This window comes from Tindallia texcoconensis (assembly GCF_055383815.1).
This window is the reverse complement of sequence record NZ_AP042431.1, coordinates 117,374-138,680: the sequence shown is the minus strand read 5'-3', so window position 1 is coordinate 138,680 and position 21,307 is coordinate 117,374. Positions and strand designations below refer to the sequence as shown.

Genomic DNA, 21,307 nt, shown 5'->3' with positions numbered 1-21,307 from the left:
TCCAATGGCTGAAGAAATCCAAGAGCAAGAAAAAAAATCTGGATCATATAAAATTATAATTATCATTGCACTAGTCGTTTTGCTAATCCCAGTGATAACAGTTGGCATCCTCTATAGCACCAGTGATACATTTCGTCATACTACGAATGACGTGTTTTCTCATATCCCAGGCCCGGTAGGAAACCATTTTAGCTCTATTCCAAGCTTGGACGAACAGGATGATTTAAAGCAGGAAATAGCGAAATATTATATTGGCTTAGATGAAGATCGAATTGTAGATAAATTACTTATCCTACGCGGGGAAGATGAAGAACTTTACCATGAAATTAGACATAGGATGAGTCGTGAAAACCCACGTAAAATGGCTAATATCAATGAAAAACTGCAACGAGCACTTCTGCAAGATGGTAGCTTGCAGCGTATTTTAGAAGAAATTGAACAAGATCAAGAGGCTTTTACTTCGGAAATTGCTGATTATCTCAGTTCTCAGTCCCTCCCGGCAGGAATAAAAGAAATGGAGCGTCTTTATGCCGCAGGTGAAATAAGAAATCATGAACTTGCTGCTATTTTCAACCAATTTCCAACGGAGCTTTCAGCTGATTATCTTCGCTATCTTGACGAAAACTTAGCTCAACAAGCCAGGGTTGGAATGCCATCTAGTCTTCGCTCAGAAATTGATCGTAAAATTGAAAATAAGCTATCGAGAGAAGCTGAATTGCTTGAAAAAGCAAACCTTTACAGTAAAAAATCAATTGCAGAAATTCTACCCCTTATGGGAGGAGTAGAAAGTTTCACTCTTCAAGAACTGGCTTTTTTATACCATCAGTTTCCACTTGAAAAAGGGGGACGAATTCTTTCTCAAGTAGATGATGCTGATTTGATTCAACCGCTCTATGACGAAATGTTGAAATTGGAACAGTTAGTGGATGCACGACAAGGGAAAACAGGTCAGTTAGGTGAATCTGTTACTTTTCATCGGAACTACAAACAAAAAGTTCGGGACTTGGTGGATGTGTACCAAAGGATGGAAATGGAGGAACTTGCTCCCTTAGTAGAGAGAATGTTAGTTAGCAATACGATTATTGAACAAAAGATTTTTTCTCAGGATGAACAGATTGTTAAGACAGAAGAAAACTTGGTGCTAGATGTTCTTCGTGGCATGAGAACAGCTGATGTTTCAGCTTTAATGGGAGAACTTAGTACCCCGCGAGCTGCTTTACTCTCTCAGAAGCTTTATAGAGAGTAAGATAGATAACTACCTGAAAGGAGGTGAAAAAAATGGGTGTTTCAATATCGAATGTCGTTCATTTCACTATGAAGCCGCAAGAAGACAGATCCTTTTCAATGCCAAACAAATCTGCACAAGAAACTTTTAGTCGCTGGCTTCAACAAGATAGTTCGTTTGCGTCAGAGACTAAGGTTAACAACATAGGCCGCCATGATTCGCATAAAGGTGTTCCATCTAATCGAGTTTCTAAAGCAATTGGACAGACAAAAAAAACGATATCAGAAAAAGACATTAAACAGATGATGAAAAAACTAGATTCAGTCAGTGATAATGTTGCAGAAGAGATAGACTTGGAAGCTCTTTTTGAAAGGTTAACCGATGATCAACTAAAGAAGTTGATGGCATTATTGAACCAGGGTGATTCTGAGAAAATGTTTGTTTTTGAAGAGCTTATAGAAGTCTTTCAAAAAATGGATATAGCTGGTGGATGGTCTGACTCTGAATCATTTGAAAAAGTGGTTGAGTTGATTTCGGGAAGTTTAGAGGAATTAAAAGATGCTTTAAATCAGATTAGTTTGGAAAGCGAATTAAATGAATTTATTCATGCCTTAACAAAAAGTTTACAACAAATCCAAGATCGGTTAGACGCAGATGAATCTGGTAAAGAAAAGATTTTTAACCAATTAACATGTGACAATGTGCAACAGATCAAATCTTTGAAAGAAGATGGGGATAAGGGAAAGCCTTTAAGAGAAGTCAGTGAATCTCATCAAAATGATGGGGAGGGAAAAACAACCAAAATCTCGAAGGAATTAAACCTAGACCCGGAGATGAAGGAAGGCAAAGAACAGGGTGGATCCCAAGAAAAAGATGGTTTTATCTCTATGGCGGAGCAAAAACTGGTGCAAACAGAGAATAAGCTAGATAATGAAATAACGATTCCTTTCCAAGAAATCGAAGCTTTATTAGAAAAAAATCATCAGTTGGTAGAAGATGTAAAAACTGAAAAGACAGAAATTCAAAATCGTATGATGGATGAATTAGTCACAAAGATCAGTATGCTTCACGATAAGGGTGAAAGCCGCCTAGAAATGCAGTTGATTCCTGAACATTTAGGGAAACTTACGGTTCAACTAACCAGCCAAGACGGAAATATGACTGCTAGAATATTTGCAGAAACTGCTTATGCTAGGGATATGATTGAAAACAATTTTGGACAATTAAAAGATGCTTTGGCAGGTAAAGGAATTAATGTTCTTGGACTAGAAGTGTTTGTTGGAAAAGACCCTGAAGCATATGAAAAACAAAGAGAATTCCAATATGAAATGGCTAAAGGAAAACGCAAACGAGGAATTTCTTCGGAGGGGGAATCTTCAGGTCAAATGATTGGGAAAATAAATCCATCTGACATTAGCCATAATCCTTATATCAGTTCAGAAGGCTTTGATCGCTTGGGATAATGATGAATGAAAGGAGATTTAAAATGCCGAATAATAATGTTCAAGGAATAGGGAATTCCAATATTTATGACCCGAAGGCCACAAAAAATACGCATAACGACAATCTTGATAAAGACGCCTTTATGAAACTACTAACCACTCAGTTAAGTAATCAGGACCCACTAAACCCTATGGAAGACCGTGAATTCATTGCCCAAATGGCTCAATTTAGTTCTTTAGAACAAATGCAAAACATGAATGAATCAATGAAAAGCAATCATGAAAACATGATGGAGCATATGAAAATTATGAATAATAATATGGTGGAAGGACATGCAACGGTTGCTGTTCAAATAGGGTATTTAGCAGAAGTTCTGGAAGCCTACTTGGCAGAAAATCCAGGAAATGTTGATGAAGAAGATGCACCTGATGAGGACGTCGAAGTAGAAATAGAGGCACCAGAAGAAGAATAAACAATAAAGGATGATCTATGAGACCAGCAGATAGACCATCGATCAGATGGTAGCCAGGAGGCGAGATCATGAATGATTTCAGGATGAAGATACAGAAAGGATTTAATCCTATTCCGCTTAATACGGAACAGGGGAGGTCTACTCACAAGCCTATCTGCGATGGTAAAGGGTTTGGCGATGTTTTAGCGAATCAGTTAAAGCAAAAGGAAGGTGTCATGTTTTCTAAGCATGCAGCAGAGAGACTTCAGCAGCGCAACATACAATTAACAGCACAAGAATTGAAACGACTGGATCAAGGCTTGAATCGAGCAGCACAAAAAGGCATTCGTGAAACCCTTATTATGATGGATAACAGGGCTTTTATAGCTAGTGTTCAGAATAAAACAGTGATCACGGCAGCGGTGGAAGATCAACTTAAGGAACAAACATTCACCAATATTGATGGAGCAGTAATTGTTTAAAATTTAAATTAACTATGATCAAGCTGGACCACCATGTGGAGGCTTGTCACTTCTGACTGACAGAGGAAGTGAAACAAAATACAGGAGGTTATTTAATATGATGCGATCAATGTTTTCAGCTGTTTCGGGCTTGAGCGCCCATCAGCTGCGAATGGACAGCATTGGTAATAACATTGCTAATGTTAATACCGTAGGATTTAAAGCCAATAGAACCACGTTTCAGGATGTATTCAACCAAACTCTCGCGGGTGCAGGATCTCCCCAGGGAGGTCGAGGAGGTACCAATCCTCAGCAAGTTGGCCTAGGTATGACTGTTAACTCAATGGATACATTACATGTTCGTGGTGCCGTTGAAACGACAGGTGTTAATACGGATATGATGATTAACGGAGACGGATTTTTTATGGTTTCTTCAGATCCGAACTTTCAAGATAAGAGTTATACACGGGCTGGGGATTTCGCCCTGGACAGACAAGGCAACCTGGTTACCCCTGGTGGCATGAGGGTTTTAGGATATATGGCGGATGAAAATGGTGTGCTTGGAACAAATTTAGAAGGGCTTGTTATTTCAAGAGCTCAAACATTTGACGCAGAACAAACAAACAATGTAGGGTTTGAAGGGAATCTAGATAGTACTACGTCAACGTTTACAGGAGCTGAAATTGTTGGAGAAAACGGAGTTTTAAATGATGAGGATAACTTTCGCATAAGATCTGGCCAAGAACAGTATGTGGCAAGAGAAACGACTTTTGAAGTATATGATAATTTAGGCGGAGAACATCAAATAAAGCAGGTGTTTATAAAAACTCCACAAGAGGATCAAGTTGAAGTGGATGGAGAAGACATCAACGTGAGTGCTTTTGATGTATTAACTTTTTACGTTGGTGATGATGGCACATTATATCCATTTACTGGAGCGGCTGATCCTTTGGATCCGGATCCTGATAATTTAGGTGACCCAGCACAGCACCGTGTTTATTTTAATGAAGATGGGAAGATGGTGAATCATGAGGGTGGCTTTAATAAAGATTTATCGATAAGTGCTGGTGCTACAAATGGAGCTGGCCAATTGGATTTTAGTATCGACTATTCTAAGCTCACTATGTTTGCAAACGAATCAACAGCAGCTGCTTTAGATATTGATGGATATAAGCAAGGGAGTTTAGTGGATTTTAGTGTTGCTTCAAGTGGTGAAATTACAGGTGTCTTTGACAATGGTCAGTCTCGTGTCATTGGGCAGGTAGCCTTAGCGAACTTTCGAAATCCAGCTGGCTTAGAAAAAGATGGGAGTAATTTATATCGTGCATCAAACAACTCTGGTCAAGCTATGGTGGGTACTCCTGGATCTGGTGGCCTTGGTGCACTTAATCCTTCTGCCTTAGAAATGTCCAATACAGACCTTTCTAGAGAGTTTACTAATATGATTACGACACAGCGTGGATTCCAAGCGAATTCAAGAATTATTACGACCAGTGATGAAATGTTACAAGAAGTAGTAAACATGAAACGATAAGAAATATAAAAATTGATATTGGAGGTTCAGCCAACTTGTTGAATCTCCAGTACATAATAGGGTGATTTTATGATAAAATTGACGCGATTGAATAAGAGTGAAATGATTGTCAATGCTGAACTCATTCAGTATGTAGAAGAGACTCCTGACACTGTAATCACCTTAACCACAGGGAGTAAAATCCTAGTAATGGAGAACGCAACCACTTTGGTAGATAAAGTTATTGAGTACAAGCGTAAAATACATCAACAAAATTTCAAAAAAGATTTTTAATGCAAAAAGGAAAAGAGGTGCTGTTTTGGATTTAGCAACCATTGCCGGTATAATCGTTGGATTAATTTTTATTGTTATGGGGATTATGCAGGACGGAGAAATCATTACATATCTTAATCTACCTTCCTTACTAATTGTAGTTGGAGGAACTATTTCTGCTACCTTTGTAGCCTACCCATTATTTAAAGTAATAGAAGCAATGAAAGTAGTAAAAAAAGCCTTTTCTACAAATACTTTAGAAGCTGGATCTATTATTGAAAAAATCATCGAGTTGGCAAATACGGCTCGAAAAGAAGGATTGCTAGCCCTGGAAGAAGCTTCTGGAGAAATAGACGATGCATTTTTACAAAAAGGCGTTATGTTGGTAGTGGATGGTACGGATCCAGAACTTGTTCGGAATCTTTTAGAGACAGAGCTTTCTTTTGTAGAAGAAAGACACAAAGAAGGTCAAGGGATTTTCGAAACCTTAGGGGCGTTTTCGCCGGCTTTTGGAATGATTGGTACCCTTATTGGCTTGATCAACATGTTGCGTCAACTTGATGATCCTTCTACAATTGGACCTGCCATGGCGGTTGCTCTTATTACAACGTTTTATGGATCTTTGTTGGCCAATCTTTTGTTTTTACCCATAGCCAATAAACTCAAAATCCGAAGTAGAGAAGAAGTGCTTTTGAAAGAAATTATGTTAGAAGGAATGCTTTCAATCCAAGCTGGTGAAAATCCGAGGATCATAGAAGAAAAACTCAAGGCTTTCTTACCTCCTAAAATCAGAGAAGAAATTAATCAACAGAAAGAGAAAGGTGAGGAAACATAATGGCTCGCAAAAAACCTCAAGAAGAACAAAAACCAGGCGCACCATTGTGGATGACTACGTATGGAGATATGGTCACATTACTGCTTTGCTTTTTTGTTCTCTTGTTTGCTTTTTCTGAAATAGATGTTGCGAAGCTGGATGCTTTTGTGCGATCTTTTCAAGGAGCTGTAGGGGTGTTGGATTCAGGTCGAACCATTGAACCTAGTGAAGTTCTTTCTGAAGCAGCTATGGATGATTTAACCCTAAAAGAGCTAGAAGAACTCGAGGATTTTAGGCATTTAAAAGAAAGATTGGAAGAGTTTCTGGAAGAAAGGGAGCTACAGGCAGACGTATTAGTAACACTTCAAACAAGAGGGTTAGTACTTCGATTCCAGGACAATGTTTTGTTTGATTCTGGAAGAGCAGAGATTAAACCTGCTTCGGAAGAAATTTTAGCTTTTATAGGACAGGTACTTTCTGAACCTGAGTTTTTAGACAAAGGAATTAGTGTCGAGGGCCACACAGATTCGGATCCTCTAAGACCTGGCGCTGCATTTCCAACGAATTGGGAGTTATCTGTTGCAAGATCTGCTACGGTGGTACGGCATATGATTGAAGAACTTAATCTTACGCCCCTACGCTTCAGAGCTGCAGGATATGGAGAATACCAGCCAGTGGCGCCTAATGATACACCAGAGAATAAGGCGCAAAATCGAAGGGTGGACTTGGTAGTGCTTCGTTCAGAGTTTTCCAGTGGTACTTTATAATGATATGTAACAACAAGGAGTTGAATTTATGGAACTGAAAAAAATTGTTATCATTTCCCTAATTGCTTTTTTAATCACGGCTATTTTGGTGGGGGCATTGCTCTATTTATTTGTTTTCAGAAGCACAGATAACGACCAACCCCTACCAACTTATGAACATAATATAGGCGAGTTTTCAACAAATTTAGGGAATCAACGTAGTTTCTTTAATGGCGAAATTGTGCTAGAAACAACCAATAGAAATTTGATTGGAGTTTTTGAAGAGAAGAATGCAGTATTAAGAGATCGTGTTATAAAAACGCTCATTAACAAATCGCCAGATGATGTTTTGACGCCTGATGGACAACAAGCTCTTCGACAGGAATTAATTGAAATAATTTCAGCAGCTGTTGATTCTGATGAAGTTACCAATGTTTACTTTATTGACTATATCGTTCAGTAGGAGGTGGCAACTTTGGCAGACGTACTGTCCCAAAATGAAATAGATGCGTTGCTGTCTCAATTAAGTAGCGGTGAAGTAGATGCAGATGAAATGAGGGATGAAAAAGAAGAGTCGAAAGTAAAATTATATGACTTTAGGAGCCCGAAAAAACTTGCAAAAGACCAGCTGAAAACATTGCAAATCATTCATGAGAATTTTGCTAGAGCACTTAATACATTTCTTTCTGGCTATTTGCGTACGTACATTCACGCAGAAGTTATCAATGTAGAAGAAATTACGTATTACGAATTCAGTAATTCTGTTGTGAATCCAGCCGTATTATCTATTGTGAATTTTGAGCCGCTTTCAGGACAGGTCATCATTGATTTATCGCCAGTCATTGCATTTAATATTATTGATCGTATTTTGGGAGGCAGCGGAAAACCCTTTAATGAAAGTAGAACTTTTACAGAAATCGAGTTAACACTGCTTAAAAGATTAAAACGCCAGGTATCAGAATTATTAATTGACCCTTGGGAAAATGTAATAGAATTGAGCCCACGATTTGAAAAAATTGAAACAAACCCACAGTTTGCTCAAATTGTTTCACCTAATGAAACCATTGCATTAGTGACACTAAACCTGAAAATCGGTGATGTTGAAGGAATGCTTAATATTTGCCTGCCGCATATCGTCTTAGAGCCAATTATTGACAAGCTCAGTACAAAGTTTTGGTTTGCTAGCGTTAGCAAGACTGTGACGGAAGAAGATCGACAAAAACTTCAAAATCGGATAGAGAAAACCAATGTGGATATTATCGCTGAAATTGCTCATACCCATATTACAGTAAAAGATTTTATTCAATTACAGATTGGCGATGTGATTGAACTTGACACTCCGGTGGAAAGCGAAGTATTGCTTTACGTTGGTGATAAAGCGAAATATACGGCCGTGCCAGGTACGAGTAGCAACAAGCTAGCAGTCAAGATTGTGGGCAAGGAATTGAAAGGGGAGGAAGACGATGAGTGATATGTTATCCCAGGAAGAAATAGATGCGCTGCTTAATGGTGGTGGTGATGAGTCGTCGGATCAAGATAAGGAAAAAAATACGGAAGAAGTGCGATTTACAGATCAGGAAAAAGATACGATAGGTGAGATTGGCAATATTAGTATGGGAACTGCTGCTACAACCCTATCGACATTGCTAAATCATAAAGTAGTCATTACGACACCTAAAGTCTCACTGATGTCTTTAAAGGAAATATCTGAAGAGTACCCAGTACCTTTTGTTGCTGTGGAAGTAGGGTATAAAGAGGGTATTGAAGGCACTAATCTTATGGTTTTAAGAGAAAATGATGTCAAAATTATTACAAACCTGATGATGGGTCAAGAACCTGAAAAAACCGATGAACCAATTTCAGATTTGCATTTGAGCGCTATAGCAGAAGCTATGAATCAGATGGTAGGTTCTTCTGCCACTTCGTTGTCTGAAATGTTTATGAAAAAAATCGATATAAGCCCACCAAAACCTTTTCGTTTGGATATGAAAACTCCTGATTTAAATGAATATTTTTCTAATCTCGATGAAAATCTTATTCGAATATCTTTTAAAATGGAAATTGAAGGCTTAATCGATAGTGAGATTATGCAACTGATTCCCTTGGATTTCGCCAGGGAAATGGTAAGAACACTTATGCCAGAGAGTGGTGATGAATCTGTAGCAGCACCACCGGAATCTACTCCAGAACCATCCTATGAAAAACCATCTCCAACTCAGTCGGTAGCAGCGAATGAAAAGAGTCAAGATTTTGATCTTAATTTTGATGAAGAACCAGAACCACCAAGACAGGTCAAAAAGAATGTAAATGTTGAACCAGCTCAGTTTCAGTCTTTTGATGAGGAACCTGCTGGAAGGGGCATACCAGAGAATATTTCTCTCATTCAGGACGTACCACTAAAAGTAACCGTGGAGCTAGGAAGAACTGTTAAGAAAATCAACGAAGTATTGGAATTTGGTCCTGGAACCATTGTTGAGCTAGATCGTATTGTAGGGGAGCCCTTAGATATTATGGTGAATGGTCAATATGTAGCTAAAGGCGAAGTTGTAGTGATTGATGAGAACTATGGAATTCGAATTACAGATATTGTAAACCCCAATAAACGCTTTTCTAAAATTTGATAGATTATTTTTACGGCTAGATATGATATAATAACTGACCAAGATCAGTTAATTGTTTTTGATCTTTCCGATCACTAAGAACAAAACATAAGGAGGAACAAGAATGGCAAATGGAATTTTAATAGTTGATGATGCAGCTTTTATGAGAATGATGATCAAAGATGTTTTAACGAAGAATGGCATGGAAGTAGTAGGGGAAGCTGAAAATGGGGCTATTGCCATTGAAAAATTTAAAGAACTAACACCAGAATTAACCATTATGGACATAACCATGCCTGAGGTTGACGGTATTGAAGCAGTAAAAAAAATTAAAGAAATCGATCCGAATGCTAAGATTATTATGTGTTCAGCCATGGGTCAGCAAAGTATGGTTATAGAAGCCATACAAGCAGGTGCAAAAGATTTTATTGTTAAGCCTTTCCAAGCGGAGAGAGTGCTGGAAGCTGTGCAAAAAGTTATTGGATAACAGAATGGGTGTTGGATTTGGGTGCTAATTTTATTGGTTCAATGTTCCTATACCTCATAACAACTGTTGGAATTATTTTAGCTGCTTATTATACGACGGTTTGGATTGGAAAAAAAACCAGCAGCTTAGCTAAAGGGCGTCGTATTAGTATGCTAGAGAGGACCCAGTTGCCAGGTGGTATAGTGATCTCTGTGGTGAAAATCGGACAGCATGTGTATGTGATGGCAACTAACGGAAAAAATCTCGAACAGCTTGATCGTATGAGCTACGAAGAGTGGAAAAAATCAACGAGCAGATGGGATTTGGAGCAAGAAAAAAATCAAGGATATTCAAATAGATCTGGACCCTACGCTATCGTAGATAGTCTAAGAAGCTGCTGGATAGGTAGAAAGGAGAATGAACACAAGCGTGATAAGGATTAGAGAATTCACCCTCAAAAAAAAGCAAAATCGATTTGAATACTCGTCCATGATACTAGTAATAGCGTTCATTCTTTTCCTAACCTTTTTTAGTATCCCCATTACAGCAGAAGCTGCTCAAATCCCAATACCAGGTTTTGATATCAACTTCAATGAAGCAGAAGGCCCTGAGGAAGTTGCTGCAACGGTTCAAATTCTTTTATTGCTTACAGTGTTATCCCTTGCACCAGCCATTTTAATCATGCTGACTAGCTTCACTAGAATTGTTATTGTCCTCGGATTTATACGAAGAGCACTAGCGACTCAGACGACGCCTCCTAACCAAATTATTATAGGATTAGCTTTGTTTTTAACACTATTTACCATGAGAACAGTCATTGCAGATATTAATGAAAATGCATTTCAACCTTATCTTAATGAGGATATTAATCAAATTGAAGCCTTTGAAGAAGCAATGCAACCTATAAGAGAGTTTATGTTTAGACAGACCAGAGAAAGTGACTTAGCTATGTTTATGGAGATTGCAGAAGAAGCTCCTACAGAGGATCTGGATTCAATTTCTAACAGTGTATTGATACCTTCTTTCATTATTAGTGAGATTAAAACTGCTTTCCAAATGGGTTTTGTACTCTTTATACCCTTTATTGTCTTAGATATGGTGATTGCCAGTACGCTACTATCTATGGGGATGATGATGCTTCCCCCAGCGATGATTTCTTTACCCTTTAAATTACTTTTATTTATAATGGTGGATGGATGGAACATTATTATTCGCTCTTTGGTAGGAAGCTTTAATTAAGGAGGGGTTGCATGGATGAAGGGCTGATTATTGAGTTAGGCCAACAAACAATGTTAACTATTTTATTGATGTCAGCGCCTATGTTAGGCTTTGGGTTAATTGTAGGCTTAACGGTTAGTATTTTTCAGACAATCACCTCTATTCAAGAACAGACTCTAACATTTGTGCCTAAAATAGTGGCTGTATTTGCCTCTGTCATTATTTTTTCACCCTGGCTATTATCCTTAATCATCAATTTCACCAATGAATTATTTACGGATTTGGGCCGTTTTATTCAATAAATACTGAAGGGTTCTGATGATGATTTTAGATTTTCTGCTGACACAAATTGATACTTTCTTGCTTATTTTGGTGAGGGTTACTGGGTTCTTTGCTATTATGCCAGTAATGGGAAATGAGAATATACCAATGATGGCACGAATTGGTGCATCGGTAATGATTTCATTTATACTCTTACCGTTGGTGGGTGGTTCATCATTAGTAGCTTTTGAAAACCTTGTCTTATTTGCTTATTATGTGATTCAAGAGCTACTTATAGGACTCGCAATAGGGTTTATAGGCTCTGTTTATTTCGCCATGTTTTTCTTAGCAGGAACGATTATGGATCGTCAAACAGGCTTTGCTCTTGCGAATGTTATTGATCCACTGACCGATATGGAAGTTCCTATATTTGGTAATTTTTACAACATTATTTTCATTTTGCTATTTCTAGGGATTAATGGGCATCATATGTTTATAAGGGCGATCTACGATAGCTACCAGTTTCTTCCGATAGGGCACAGACTAACCATTGACCTTAATGTCGTTGAATTTATGGTAGTCATTTTCAGAAATATTACTGTGTTAGCTTTTGTGATTAGCGCCCCTGTGATGATGACGGCTTTCCTAGCAAACGTAGTCTTAGGAATTTTCGCTAAAACAATGCCTCAAATTAATGTTTTTGTTGTGGGGATGCCCCTACGAATTATTGTGGGTCTTCTTACAATTTGGATCACACTGCAAGCAATCATACCTTTTTCAGAAAGTTTTTTCGAGCAAATATTCTATGGGATTTATAATTTTATGCGAATCCTTGCATAGGGATGGTTACATGATACTGTTGATTGATCTTCAGCTTTTTGCTGATCAAGAAAAAACGGAGCAAGCAACACCGCGGAAAAGAAAAAAATCACGCGAAGAAGGACAGGTGCTATTTAGCAAGGAAGTTAACACAGCTTTCACTCTGCTTGCTGCGTTTGTCCTGCTTTTTTTGCTTTCTGGGTACTATGGAAGCAGGATGAGTGTTTTAACCATTAACACATATGAAAATCTGATGTTAGATCAAAATTTATATAGTATTTCCAATATACATCAATTAGTTTTTGGGATTGTTATAAATTTAATTATAATTATTTCGCCCTTGGCAGCGGTTGTATTAGTTATTGGATTACTGTGCAGCTATATGCAAGTTGGTTTTTTATTGACTACTAAACCATTGCAACCAAAACTGAACAAGTTAAGCCCAATAAAGGGATTAAAAAAACTGTTTTCCATGGAAAAGGTTATGGAATTATTTAAGTCTCTAGTAAAAATTGGATTTATTACGTATATTGTAGTTGTCTATTTAGCAGGACAGCTACAAACAATCTTTAGTCTTACCATGCTTGATGTGGAACAAACCGTGGCTATAATTAGACGAATTACTTTTAACATCGGGTTTCGTGCTGGAATAATATTGGTTTTACTTGGGATTTTAGATTACTTTTATCAGCGATATGAATATGAAAAAAAGTTGAAAATGAGTAAACAAGAAGTAAAAGATGAACAAAAGCAAATTGAAGGAGATCCGAAAATCAAATCGAAAATAAGGCAAAAACAGATGCAAATATCCATGCGACGAATGATGGATGAAGTTCCTAAAGCAGATGTAGTGGTAACAAACCCAACCCATTATGCCATCGCTTTAAAATACTCACCAGGTGAACATACTGCGCCGTTGGTCTTAGCAAAAGGTCAAAATTTAGTAGCGCAAAATATAAAAAAAATTGCTTTTGAGAAGGACGTTCCTACGGTGGAAAATCGTTATCTAGCAAAAACTTTGTACGAAACAGTAGGTATTGGTGATGCAATCCCTCCTGACTTATATGAATCGGTTGCTGAAATACTGGCATATGTTTATCAACTAAATCAATCAAAAAAAGGGGGGTCTTAGGTGAACAAAGGGGATATTTTTGTTGTTTTAGCAGTTATTGCTATTGTAGTTATTATCGTGATTCCCATCCCGCTTGGTGCTGTGGATGTGTTACTCAGCTTAAATATATCATTAGCCTTACTAATTCTTATATTATCCATGTACATAAAAGAAGCTCTGGATTTCTCCATCTTTCCTTCGATTCTTTTAGTAACCACTTTGTTTCGCCTTTCTTTGAACATTACAACAACTCGATATATATTATCTCAAGGGGATGCAGGCAGTGTTATCGATACTTTTGGTCATTTTGTCATGCAAGGAAATGCCATTGTTGGATTTATTGTCTTTGTCATCATCGTTTTAGTTCAATTTTTGGTAATTACGAAAGGCTCAGAGCGAGTAGCTGAAGTAGCTGCGCGTTTTACTTTGGATGCTATGCCAGGAAAACAGATGGCTATTGATGCAGATCTCAATACCGGATTAATAGACGATATTCAAGCTCGTGACCGGAGAAAAAAAATACAGCAAGAAGCTGATTTTTACGGTGCCATGGATGGTGCTAGTAAATTTGTAAAAGGCGATGCTATAGCTGGAATATTAATTACTTTAATTAATATTATTGCAGGATTTGTGATTGGAGTTGCCATCGGTGGGATGTCTTTTGTCGAAGCAATTCAAGTATATACAATGCTTACGGTGGGGGATGGGTTGGTGACGCAAATACCTGCCCTCTTAATATCAACAGGAACTGGTATTGTGGTTACGCGAGCAGCATCTGAAGGTAATTTGGGCGGCGATGTATTAAAACAATTATTCCAACAACCAACCGTCATGCTCATTATCTCAGGAGTATTGTTTTTCTTTGCCATCACTCCTCTACCAACATTTCCCTTTATGTCATTGTCAATTGTATTTTTAATTCTTGGAATAAGTCTGCGGCGTGAAATGAACCAGTTACCAGTTGAAGAACCAGCTGATGCTGTAGAAGAAGAATTAGAGGAAAAGAGAAAGCCAGAAAATGTAATGCCTCTATTAAACGTAGATCCTATTGAACTAGAGTTTGGTTATGGGATATTGCCTTTGGCAGATGCGAGTCAAGGTGGTGACCTTTTTGATCGTTTAATTATGATCCGACGACAATGTGCTTTAGAGCTTGGGATTATTGTTCCAATGATCCGTTTAAGAGATAATATTCAATTAGAACCAAATCAATATGTGATTAAAATAAAAGGGATTGAAATTACATCTGGAGAAATAATGTTTGATCACTATATGGCAATGAATCCAGGAATGGCAGAAGGAGATATTGAAGGAATCGATACGGTAGAACCTGCTTTTGGACTCCCTGCCAAATGGATCACGGAACAAGAACGCGAAAAAGCGGAAACAGCAGGATATACGGTCGTAGATCCACCATCTATAATAGCAACCCATTTGACAGAAATTATTAAAAAACACTCATTTGAATTAATGGGCCGCCAAGATGTTAAGAAACTCATTGATAATGTCAAAGAAGAGAATTCGGCCTTAGTGGATGAATTAATGCCAAACCTCATGTCTTTAGGTGACATTCAAAAAGTGTTGATCAATCTCCTAAAAGAAAGTATATCCATAAGGGACATGGTGACAATTTTGGAAACCTTAGCGGATCATTCAACGATCACTAGGGACACGGATATGTTGACAGAATATGTACGCCAAGGACTTAGTAGAGCTATCACAAAACAGTTTATGTCAGCTCGACCATCCCGAGTAGTGATTGTTGATAAGCATTTAGAACAAAAAATTATGGACTCCTTAAAAAAGACGGAAAGTGGCACTTATGTTTCCTTAGAACCAGATTTAATTCAACAAATCCTTAACAGCTTATCCAAACAAGTACAAAAGCTTATTTCTATGGGAGAACAGCCAATAGTGGTGACAGCTCCTATCGTTCGACTTTATTTTAAACGGATATCAGAACAGTTATCCAACGATCTAATTATATTATCTTATAACGAAATAGATCCAACTGTAGAAATTGAGTCTGTAGGGGTGGTGAGCCTATAATGAAAATAAAACGATTTATAGCCAAAGATAATCAAGAAGCTCTAATGAAAGTACGGATGGAGCTGGGTTCAGATGCGGTGATTATTCATCAACGCAAAATAAAACCAAAAGGGATTTTTGGTTTATTTAGAAAACCTGTGATTGAAATTGTGGCGGCTAGAGAAGAACAGAGTGAAATAGCCTATCCAAATCCAGTTACAAGAAAGAAAGAATCAATCCGAGAGTCATCATCCCAAACTACCTCTAGACAAAAAGTTCATAATCAGCCAGCATCACTAGAAAATGAACTGGAGGGCATAAAAACAATGTTATCTCAAATCATGGAAAATAATGAGAAATCTATAAGTATCCCTCAAAATATCCATGATCAAAAAGAGGAAATTAAAGAAAATATTTTAGAAGTTTTATTACAAAATCAAGAAATAGATCCACAAATCTCTGCCCAAATTAGAGAGGAAATTGAGCCTTTGCACTTGTGTTCAGACGATATTGCATCAGATCGTCAAATAGCGGAAGGTTTCAGCCGCTTTGTGGAAGAAAATGTGCGAATAATGCCGTATGATCCACAAAATAAAATCATTGTTTTTGTTGGACCTACAGGGGTTGGTAAAACGACAACCATTGCAAAACTTGCAGCAAGAGCAACTTTAAACGAAGGGAAAAAAGTTGGAATGATAAGTGCGGATACTTATCGTATTGCAGCTGTTGAACAACTGAAAACTTACAGTGATATTCTTAACATACCTCTTGAAGTCATTTACCAAACAGATGAAATACACGAAGCTTTATCTCGTTTAAAGGATCAAGATACAATCTTTATTGATACGGCTGGCAGAAATCACAAAGAAGAAAGTCAAATTGAGGAACTTAAAAAACTCTTGGATTGTTTGCCTCAAAAAGATGTATACTTACTATTAAGTTGCACAACTAGGAACCATGACATACAATCAATATTAAAGCATTATGAATTCCTTGAAGATTATAAGATTATTATTACTAAAATTGATGAAGCAACTGCATATGGACCTATTTTGAATGTTCCGGCCATTACTAAAAAACCTATCTCTTTCATGACGACAGGTCAAAGTGTACCGGATGATATTGAAGTGGTGACCATTGACAAAGTAATTACACTACTTATCAAGGAGTCTTTTAAATGACAGATCAGGCAGGCAAATTAAGAGCTTTAGTGGAAAATAGAATTAAAGAAAAAAAGTCCATTGTTGAGATCGATGAGCTTAATCCTCAACCAAATAGTAGACCGCGATATATTTGCGTCACTAGTGGTAAAGGAGGCGTTGGAAAAACAAATTTTTCTATTAATGCAGGGATTGCACTTTCGCGTTTGGGTTTAAGGACTGTAGTGATTGATGCTGACTTTGGTTTAGCCAATGTAGATGTTGTGGTTGGAACCGTAACAAAATTCACCTTCATGAACCTTATGGACGAAAACCTTCCTGTGGAAAAAATCCTTGGTGAGGCACCAGAAGGCTTAAAAATTATCTCTGGTGGTTCTGGTCTTATGAATGTACTGGAAATGTCTGAAGAGAAAATGCAACGAATTATTCACCGATTTAATGAGCTTAACAGCCTCTTTGATGTAGTGATTATTGATACAGGCGCTGGTCTGAATACAAATATTTTATCTTTTGTAAATGCAAGCGATGAAACGATAGTCATAACGACTCCGGAGCCAACTTCTTTAACAGATGCGTATGCTATGATCAAAGCAATATCTAAAGAATCGAATCAAACTAAAGTTTCAGTGGTGGTGAATAGAGCAGAGAGTCATGAAGAAGCAACCTTTAACTTTGAAAAATTGTCAAATGCCAGCAATAAATTTTTGAAATTTACAATTCATTTTTTAGGCGTTGTTTTTGATGATCATCGAATTAAGAAATCCGTACAAGCACAAACACCGTTTTTAGTGATGTATCCAAAATCCAACGCATCCCGTTGTATTGAATTAATTGCGAAAAAACTTATTGATTCATCATCACTGGATTTATCTTCGATAGAGCAGGAACCTAGCTTTATCAAAAAATTTATTGGAATCTTTAAGTAGGAGGTGGCACTGAGTGCAGCAATTGTTGACCATAGGAGATAAAATAGACATAGAAATTGAAAACAGAAACAATCCAGATGATACCAAAGTTCTTTATTCCCAGGTATTGGAAATTGGAGAGGAATCTGTTTACATATCCGTTCCAATGAACAAAGGACTGGAATATCATTTAAGAAAAAATCAAAAAATAAATATTATTTTCTTTAACGAAAATGGTATATATACTTTTCGAGCAGAATGTTTAAGAAAAACGAAACTTGAAAGGTTAGATGCTTTTGAAATAATTCGACTAGCTGAACCGAAAAAGAAACAACGAAGAGACTTTTTTAGACTGCACTATATGATAAAAGTAAAGATAAAGAGCCTGGAAAAAGATACGGAATCCTCTGCGCTTACATTGGATTTAAGTGGAGGAGGTATCAAGGTATTATCGGATCAGTCATTTTATATCGGTGAAAAAATTGAGTGCACCTTATTTATGGAAGAAGAAATTATTTCGGTGGCTGCTATTATTATTAGAATTCATAGAAGAATTGAGGATAATAGGTATGAAATGGGTATACATTTTGATGACATTGGAGAACAAAATCGAAATAAGCTAGTTGCATTTATATTCCAGAAACAAGGTGAATTGAGAAAAAAAGGACTGATCTAGAATGAAAACACAAAATAAGCAGATTCGAGTGCTAGTTGTAGACGATTCTTCTTTTATGCGTAAGATTATTTCAGATTTACTAGATGTCAACCCAACATTTAAAGTGATTGGTAAAGCACGGAACGGATCTGAAGCTATTGAAAAGGCGGAGTTGTTAAAACCTGATGTCATTACACTAGATGTTGAAATGCCAATTATGAATGGCCTAGATGCTCTTGAAATAATTATTAAACGATTTCATACGCCCGTCGTTATGGTTAGTAGCTTGACGAAGGACGGTGCTGTTGAAACCTTAAGAGCACTAGAAATAGGTGCGGTTGATTTCATAGAAAAACCTGCTGCTGCTCGAATTATTAGTGGAAATCAGTTTAAGAATGATTTATACCAGAAACTGAAAACAGCCTCTGAAGCCAATTTAAAACCCTTGAAAGCTAAAGTGATTGAAAATAAAAAAAATTCAATCTTGTTCAAAACGGTCATCCCAAAACATAATACTATGATTTCTAGGGGGGACAATGGGATTCTTGCCATTGCAATATCAACAGGTGGTCCTAAAGCCCTTCAATCTGTTATTCCTCACCTTCCTGCTGGTTTTCCTTTACCAGTTCTTGTGGTTCAGCATATGCCACCTGGCTTTACTAAATCATTAGCAGATCGATTGGATCAAACTTCTGTCCTTCACGTGAAGGAGGCACAAAATGGAGAGCAAATTAAACCTGGAACAGTATACATAGCTCCAGGGGATTACCATATGGAAGTGTCTACAATTAATAATATACAGAAAATAAAACTACATCAAGAGAATCAGGTGAATGGACATAGACCATCGGCTGATCCAATGTTTCGTTCCCTAGCCAAAAATAACTACGATCTAGCGATTTGTGTTATAATGACAGGTATGGGGTCTGATGGTACAAATGGTTTGAAGGACCTAAGGAAGCTTAAGGATTGTTTTGTCATTGCTCAAGATGAAAACAGTTGCGTTGTATTCGGAATGCCTAAAAGTGCCGTTTTAGCCAGCGTAGTGGATGAAGTCATACCACTCAGCAAAATTACGCAAGCGATTGTAAACAGAACAGGAGGTCTGTAATATGGAAATTAGTCAATATTTTGATGTGTTTATTGATGAGTCAAAAGAGCATTTACAAAAGATGAATGAAATTCTTTTGATTTTGGAAAAAAACCCTTCGGATAAGCAGCATTTGAACGAATTATTTCGTATCGCACACACAATAAAAGGCATGTCTGGCACAATGGGGTTTAACCATGTCTTGCAATTGACCCATGAAATGGAAAACTTGATGGATCAAGTACGCAATGATATTATTGCTATTGACGAGTCAGTGGTAGATTTGCTATTTGAATGTTTAGATCAATTAGAACAGTATGTCAACCATATTGAATCTGATCAGTTAGAAGGAGAAAATATTTCTGAGGAGTTAACCCGGGAGTTAAAAAAGAAAGTAAGTGGCGAATCTATTGTTGGACTCAAGGAGGAAGAATCAACTCAAAGCAGTTCTTTGTCGGTTCCAGAACAAGCTGCCTTTAAAGCTGATGAGCACGTGATGGAAATGATTGAGAAAGCAGAAGAAAAAAATTATAATGTGTTTCGTATATTCATAACATTAGATGAAAAATGTATGCTCAAATCAGCAAGGGCGTATATAGTTTTTAGTACCTTGGAACATAATGGCGAAATTATTCATTCTGAGCCTAGCATTGAAGATATTGAAGATGAAAAATTTGACCAGAGTTTTGAACTAATTATTATTACTCAAAACGAAGAATCAGAAATGAAAGATCAGCTCAACAGTATTTCAGAGTTAGATACAGTTGTCATAGAAGCGCTTAATTCCGAAAATATTCAATCATCAAAAGTAGAAGATGTGGAAGTAGAGTCTGTTAATGCACCTGAATTGATAGAGGCCTCGCCCAAAAAGGCTGATAAAGAGGGTGAAAGTTCTAAAAAAACTCGCACAGGTAAGACAGTTCGTGTTGACATTGAAAGACTTGACAATTTAATGAATCTAGTCAGCGAACTCATCATTATTAAAACTCGCTTAGAAGATGCACACCAAATGACTCAAGAAAAGTCCATTAGTGATACAACTGAACAGTTAGAACGTATTACAACTAGCTTGCATGATGCAGTCATGAAAGTTAGAATGGTTCCTATAGAACGTGTATTTAACCGTTTTCCTCGAATGGTACGTGATCTTTCTAAGGAGCTAGGCAAAGAAATCAATCTTATTATGACTGGTGAAGATACGGAAGTAGATCGAACTGTCATAGATGAAATTGGAGATCCATTAATTCATCTGATACGTAATGCAATGGACCATGGAATAGAAGAACCTGATGTGCGAATTCAAAATCATAAAGAACGTTCTGGTACCCTAAACTTAACTGCATTTCCAGATGGCAATACGGTAGTGATTGAAGTGCAAGATAATGGAAAAGGCATTGACACTCAAAGAGTGAAAGCGAAAGCAATTGCCAATGGTTTGATTTCAGAATCCCAAAGTCAATTAATGGAATCAAAAGAGTTGATTCAGTTTCTATTTCATCCTGGGTTTAGTACAGTGGATAAGGTTTCGGATCTCTCTGGCCGAGGTGTAGGGCTGGACGTTGTGAAAACAAAGATAGAAAATCTAGGGGGAGAAGTGGAGGTTGACTCACAACCCAATGTAGGTAGTCGCTTTACCATAAGATTGCCATTAACCTTAGCTATAATTCAAGCATTGCTTGTCAATGTTGAAAACGAAAAATATGCAGTACCATTAAACAATATACGTGAAATATCAACGATTCAAGAAAACCAAATTCGTAGGATACAAGGCAAAGAAGTAGTCCTTTTCAGACAATCCACCTTGCCCATTCTTCGTTTATCAGAAATTTTGACAGTTCCTCCATCTGAAGAAAAAATCGCTAGCCATGAATACACCGTTGTCATAGTTAGCCATGGTGATCGCACTTTTGGATTAGTGGTGGATGAATTAATTGGACAACAAGAGATTGTCATTAAATCATTGGGTAAATATTTGAATGCAATACGTGGAATTGCCGGTGCAACCATTCTTGGTAATGGTACGGTTGCACTGATCGTCGATACAAACTCTTTGTTTTAGGAGGGATAA

The 21,307-nt window shown here is 37.3% G+C and carries 23 protein-coding genes; all 23 read left to right on the top strand.

Annotated elements, in window-relative coordinates:
* The first annotated feature begins 4 nt into the window (after positions 1-4).
* The 23 genes from ACZ47N_RS00680 to ACZ47N_RS00570 all read left to right on the top strand — a co-directional run bounded on the left by ACZ47N_RS00680 (position 5) and on the right by ACZ47N_RS00570 (position 21,298).
* Entirely contained in the window at positions 5-1,246 is a 1,242-nt protein-coding gene (locus ACZ47N_RS00680) for a hypothetical protein (protein ID WP_464887215.1), read from the top strand.
* 32 nt (positions 1,247-1,278) lie between these two features.
* Complete coding sequence (locus ACZ47N_RS00675; RefSeq protein WP_464887214.1) at positions 1,279-2,688, top strand: flagellar hook-length control protein FliK; 1,410 nt, start codon at positions 1,279-1,281, stop codon at positions 2,686-2,688.
* 23 nt (positions 2,689-2,711) lie between these two features.
* A complete protein-coding gene (locus tag ACZ47N_RS00670) occupies positions 2,712-3,140 on the top strand; it encodes a flagellar hook assembly protein FlgD (protein WP_464887213.1) in 429 nt (142 codons plus the stop codon).
* Positions 3,141-3,208: 68 nt separating this feature from the next.
* On the top strand, positions 3,209-3,601 hold the full coding sequence (locus ACZ47N_RS00665; RefSeq protein WP_464887212.1) for a TIGR02530 family flagellar biosynthesis protein: 393 nt from the start codon (positions 3,209-3,211) through the stop codon (positions 3,599-3,601).
* Between the two features lie 97 nt (positions 3,602-3,698).
* Positions 3,699-5,114 (top strand): flagellar hook protein FlgE, encoded by a 1,416-nt coding sequence (locus ACZ47N_RS00660; RefSeq protein WP_464887211.1) that lies wholly within the window; start codon positions 3,699-3,701, stop codon positions 5,112-5,114.
* Positions 5,115-5,183: 69 nt separating this feature from the next.
* Positions 5,184-5,387 (top strand): flagellar FlbD family protein, encoded by a 204-nt coding sequence (locus ACZ47N_RS00655; RefSeq protein ID WP_464887210.1) that lies wholly within the window; start codon positions 5,184-5,186, stop codon positions 5,385-5,387.
* Positions 5,388-5,412: 25 nt separating this feature from the next.
* Entirely contained in the window at positions 5,413-6,201 is a 789-nt protein-coding gene (locus ACZ47N_RS00650; protein ID WP_464887209.1) for a flagellar motor protein, read from the top strand.
* A complete protein-coding gene (locus ACZ47N_RS00645) occupies positions 6,201-6,947 on the top strand; it encodes a flagellar motor protein MotB (protein ID WP_464887208.1) in 747 nt (248 codons plus the stop codon). The genes ACZ47N_RS00650 and ACZ47N_RS00645 overlap by 1 nt, the downstream gene beginning before the upstream one ends.
* 28 nt (positions 6,948-6,975) lie before the next feature.
* Entirely contained in the window at positions 6,976-7,389 is a 414-nt protein-coding gene (locus ACZ47N_RS00640; protein ID WP_464887207.1) for a flagellar basal body-associated FliL family protein, read from the top strand.
* Between the two features lie 12 nt (positions 7,390-7,401).
* Positions 7,402-8,397, top strand: a complete 996-nt coding sequence (gene fliM, locus ACZ47N_RS00635; protein ID WP_464887206.1) for a flagellar motor switch protein FliM — start codon at positions 7,402-7,404, stop codon at positions 8,395-8,397.
* Positions 8,390-9,547: a flagellar motor switch phosphatase FliY gene (gene fliY, locus ACZ47N_RS00630; RefSeq protein WP_464887205.1), complete on the top strand. Its 1,158-nt coding sequence runs from the start codon at positions 8,390-8,392 to the stop codon at positions 9,545-9,547. The genes fliM and fliY overlap by 8 nt, the downstream gene beginning before the upstream one ends.
* A 103-nt stretch (positions 9,548-9,650) precedes the next feature.
* Positions 9,651-10,013: a response regulator gene (locus ACZ47N_RS00625; RefSeq protein ID WP_464887204.1), complete on the top strand. Its 363-nt coding sequence runs from the start codon at positions 9,651-9,653 to the stop codon at positions 10,011-10,013.
* A gap of 17 nt (positions 10,014-10,030) precedes the next feature.
* Positions 10,031-10,435: a hypothetical protein gene (locus ACZ47N_RS00620; RefSeq protein ID WP_464887203.1), complete on the top strand. Its 405-nt coding sequence runs from the start codon at positions 10,031-10,033 to the stop codon at positions 10,433-10,435.
* Positions 10,410-11,231 carry a flagellar type III secretion system pore protein FliP gene (gene fliP, locus ACZ47N_RS00615; RefSeq protein WP_464887202.1) on the top strand — a complete coding sequence of 274 codons (822 nt, stop codon included), beginning with the start codon at positions 10,410-10,412 and terminating at the stop codon, positions 11,229-11,231. Before ACZ47N_RS00620 ends, fliP begins: the two co-directional genes overlap by 26 nt.
* Positions 11,232-11,242: 11 nt before the next feature.
* Positions 11,243-11,512, top strand: coding sequence for a flagellar biosynthesis protein FliQ (fliQ, locus tag ACZ47N_RS00610; protein WP_464887201.1), 270 nt, complete (start codon positions 11,243-11,245; stop codon positions 11,510-11,512).
* Between the two features lie 16 nt (positions 11,513-11,528).
* On the top strand, positions 11,529-12,311 hold the full coding sequence (gene fliR, locus ACZ47N_RS00605) for a flagellar biosynthetic protein FliR (protein WP_464887200.1): 783 nt from the start codon (positions 11,529-11,531) through the stop codon (positions 12,309-12,311).
* 10 nt (positions 12,312-12,321) lie between these two features.
* Positions 12,322-13,422 carry a flagellar biosynthesis protein FlhB gene (gene flhB, locus ACZ47N_RS00600; protein ID WP_464887199.1) on the top strand — a complete coding sequence of 367 codons (1,101 nt, stop codon included), beginning with the start codon at positions 12,322-12,324 and terminating at the stop codon, positions 13,420-13,422.
* The gene (gene flhA, locus ACZ47N_RS00595; RefSeq protein WP_464887198.1) at positions 13,423-15,450 is read left to right on the top strand and encodes a flagellar biosynthesis protein FlhA; all 2,028 of its coding nucleotides are present in this window, start codon (positions 13,423-13,425) and stop codon (positions 15,448-15,450) included.
* Entirely contained in the window at positions 15,450-16,610 is a 1,161-nt protein-coding gene (gene flhF, locus ACZ47N_RS00590; RefSeq protein ID WP_464887197.1) for a flagellar biosynthesis protein FlhF, read from the top strand. Before flhA ends, flhF begins: the two co-directional genes overlap by 1 nt.
* Positions 16,607-17,515 carry a MinD/ParA family protein gene (locus ACZ47N_RS00585; protein ID WP_464887196.1) on the top strand — a complete coding sequence of 303 codons (909 nt, stop codon included), beginning with the start codon at positions 16,607-16,609 and terminating at the stop codon, positions 17,513-17,515. The genes flhF and ACZ47N_RS00585 overlap by 4 nt, the downstream gene beginning before the upstream one ends.
* A 13-nt stretch (positions 17,516-17,528) precedes the next feature.
* A complete protein-coding gene (locus ACZ47N_RS00580; RefSeq protein WP_464887195.1) occupies positions 17,529-18,170 on the top strand; it encodes a flagellar brake protein in 642 nt (213 codons plus the stop codon).
* Between the two features lies 1 nt (position 18,171).
* The gene (locus ACZ47N_RS00575; RefSeq protein WP_464887194.1) at positions 18,172-19,260 is read left to right on the top strand and encodes a protein-glutamate methylesterase/protein-glutamine glutaminase; all 1,089 of its coding nucleotides are present in this window, start codon (positions 18,172-18,174) and stop codon (positions 19,258-19,260) included.
* A 1-nt stretch (position 19,261) separates the two neighbouring features.
* Positions 19,262-21,298: a chemotaxis protein CheW gene (locus ACZ47N_RS00570; protein WP_464887193.1), complete on the top strand. Its 2,037-nt coding sequence runs from the start codon at positions 19,262-19,264 to the stop codon at positions 21,296-21,298.
* Positions 21,299-21,307 lie beyond the last annotated feature (9 nt).

Coding starts and splice junctions, on each gene's coding strand:
- flhF (WP_464887197.1), top strand. CDS start 15,450: ATGAAAATAAAACGATTTATAGCCAAAGATAATCAAGAAGCTCTAATG.
- ACZ47N_RS00640 (WP_464887207.1), top strand. CDS start 6,976: ATGGAACTGAAAAAAATTGTTATCATTTCCCTAATTGCTTTTTTAATC.
- ACZ47N_RS00625 (WP_464887204.1), top strand. CDS start 9,651: ATGGCAAATGGAATTTTAATAGTTGATGATGCAGCTTTTATGAGAATG.
- fliQ (WP_464887201.1), top strand. CDS start 11,243: ATGGATGAAGGGCTGATTATTGAGTTAGGCCAACAAACAATGTTAACT.
- ACZ47N_RS00570 (WP_464887193.1), top strand. CDS start 19,262: ATGGAAATTAGTCAATATTTTGATGTGTTTATTGATGAGTCAAAAGAG.
- ACZ47N_RS00575 (WP_464887194.1), top strand. CDS start 18,172: ATGAAAACACAAAATAAGCAGATTCGAGTGCTAGTTGTAGACGATTCT.
- ACZ47N_RS00675 (WP_464887214.1), top strand. CDS start 1,279: ATGGGTGTTTCAATATCGAATGTCGTTCATTTCACTATGAAGCCGCAA.
- ACZ47N_RS00660 (WP_464887211.1), top strand. CDS start 3,699: ATGATGCGATCAATGTTTTCAGCTGTTTCGGGCTTGAGCGCCCATCAG.
- ACZ47N_RS00585 (WP_464887196.1), top strand. CDS start 16,607: ATGACAGATCAGGCAGGCAAATTAAGAGCTTTAGTGGAAAATAGAATT.
- ACZ47N_RS00655 (WP_464887210.1), top strand. CDS start 5,184: ATGATAAAATTGACGCGATTGAATAAGAGTGAAATGATTGTCAATGCT.
- ACZ47N_RS00670 (WP_464887213.1), top strand. CDS start 2,712: ATGCCGAATAATAATGTTCAAGGAATAGGGAATTCCAATATTTATGAC.
- fliY (WP_464887205.1), top strand. CDS start 8,390: ATGAGTGATATGTTATCCCAGGAAGAAATAGATGCGCTGCTTAATGGT.
- fliP (WP_464887202.1), top strand. CDS start 10,410: ATGAACACAAGCGTGATAAGGATTAGAGAATTCACCCTCAAAAAAAAG.
- fliR (WP_464887200.1), top strand. CDS start 11,529: ATGATGATTTTAGATTTTCTGCTGACACAAATTGATACTTTCTTGCTT.
- ACZ47N_RS00645 (WP_464887208.1), top strand. CDS start 6,201: ATGGCTCGCAAAAAACCTCAAGAAGAACAAAAACCAGGCGCACCATTG.
- flhB (WP_464887199.1), top strand. CDS start 12,322: ATGATACTGTTGATTGATCTTCAGCTTTTTGCTGATCAAGAAAAAACG.
- ACZ47N_RS00665 (WP_464887212.1), top strand. CDS start 3,209: ATGAATGATTTCAGGATGAAGATACAGAAAGGATTTAATCCTATTCCG.
- ACZ47N_RS00680 (WP_464887215.1), top strand. CDS start 5: ATGGCTGAAGAAATCCAAGAGCAAGAAAAAAAATCTGGATCATATAAA.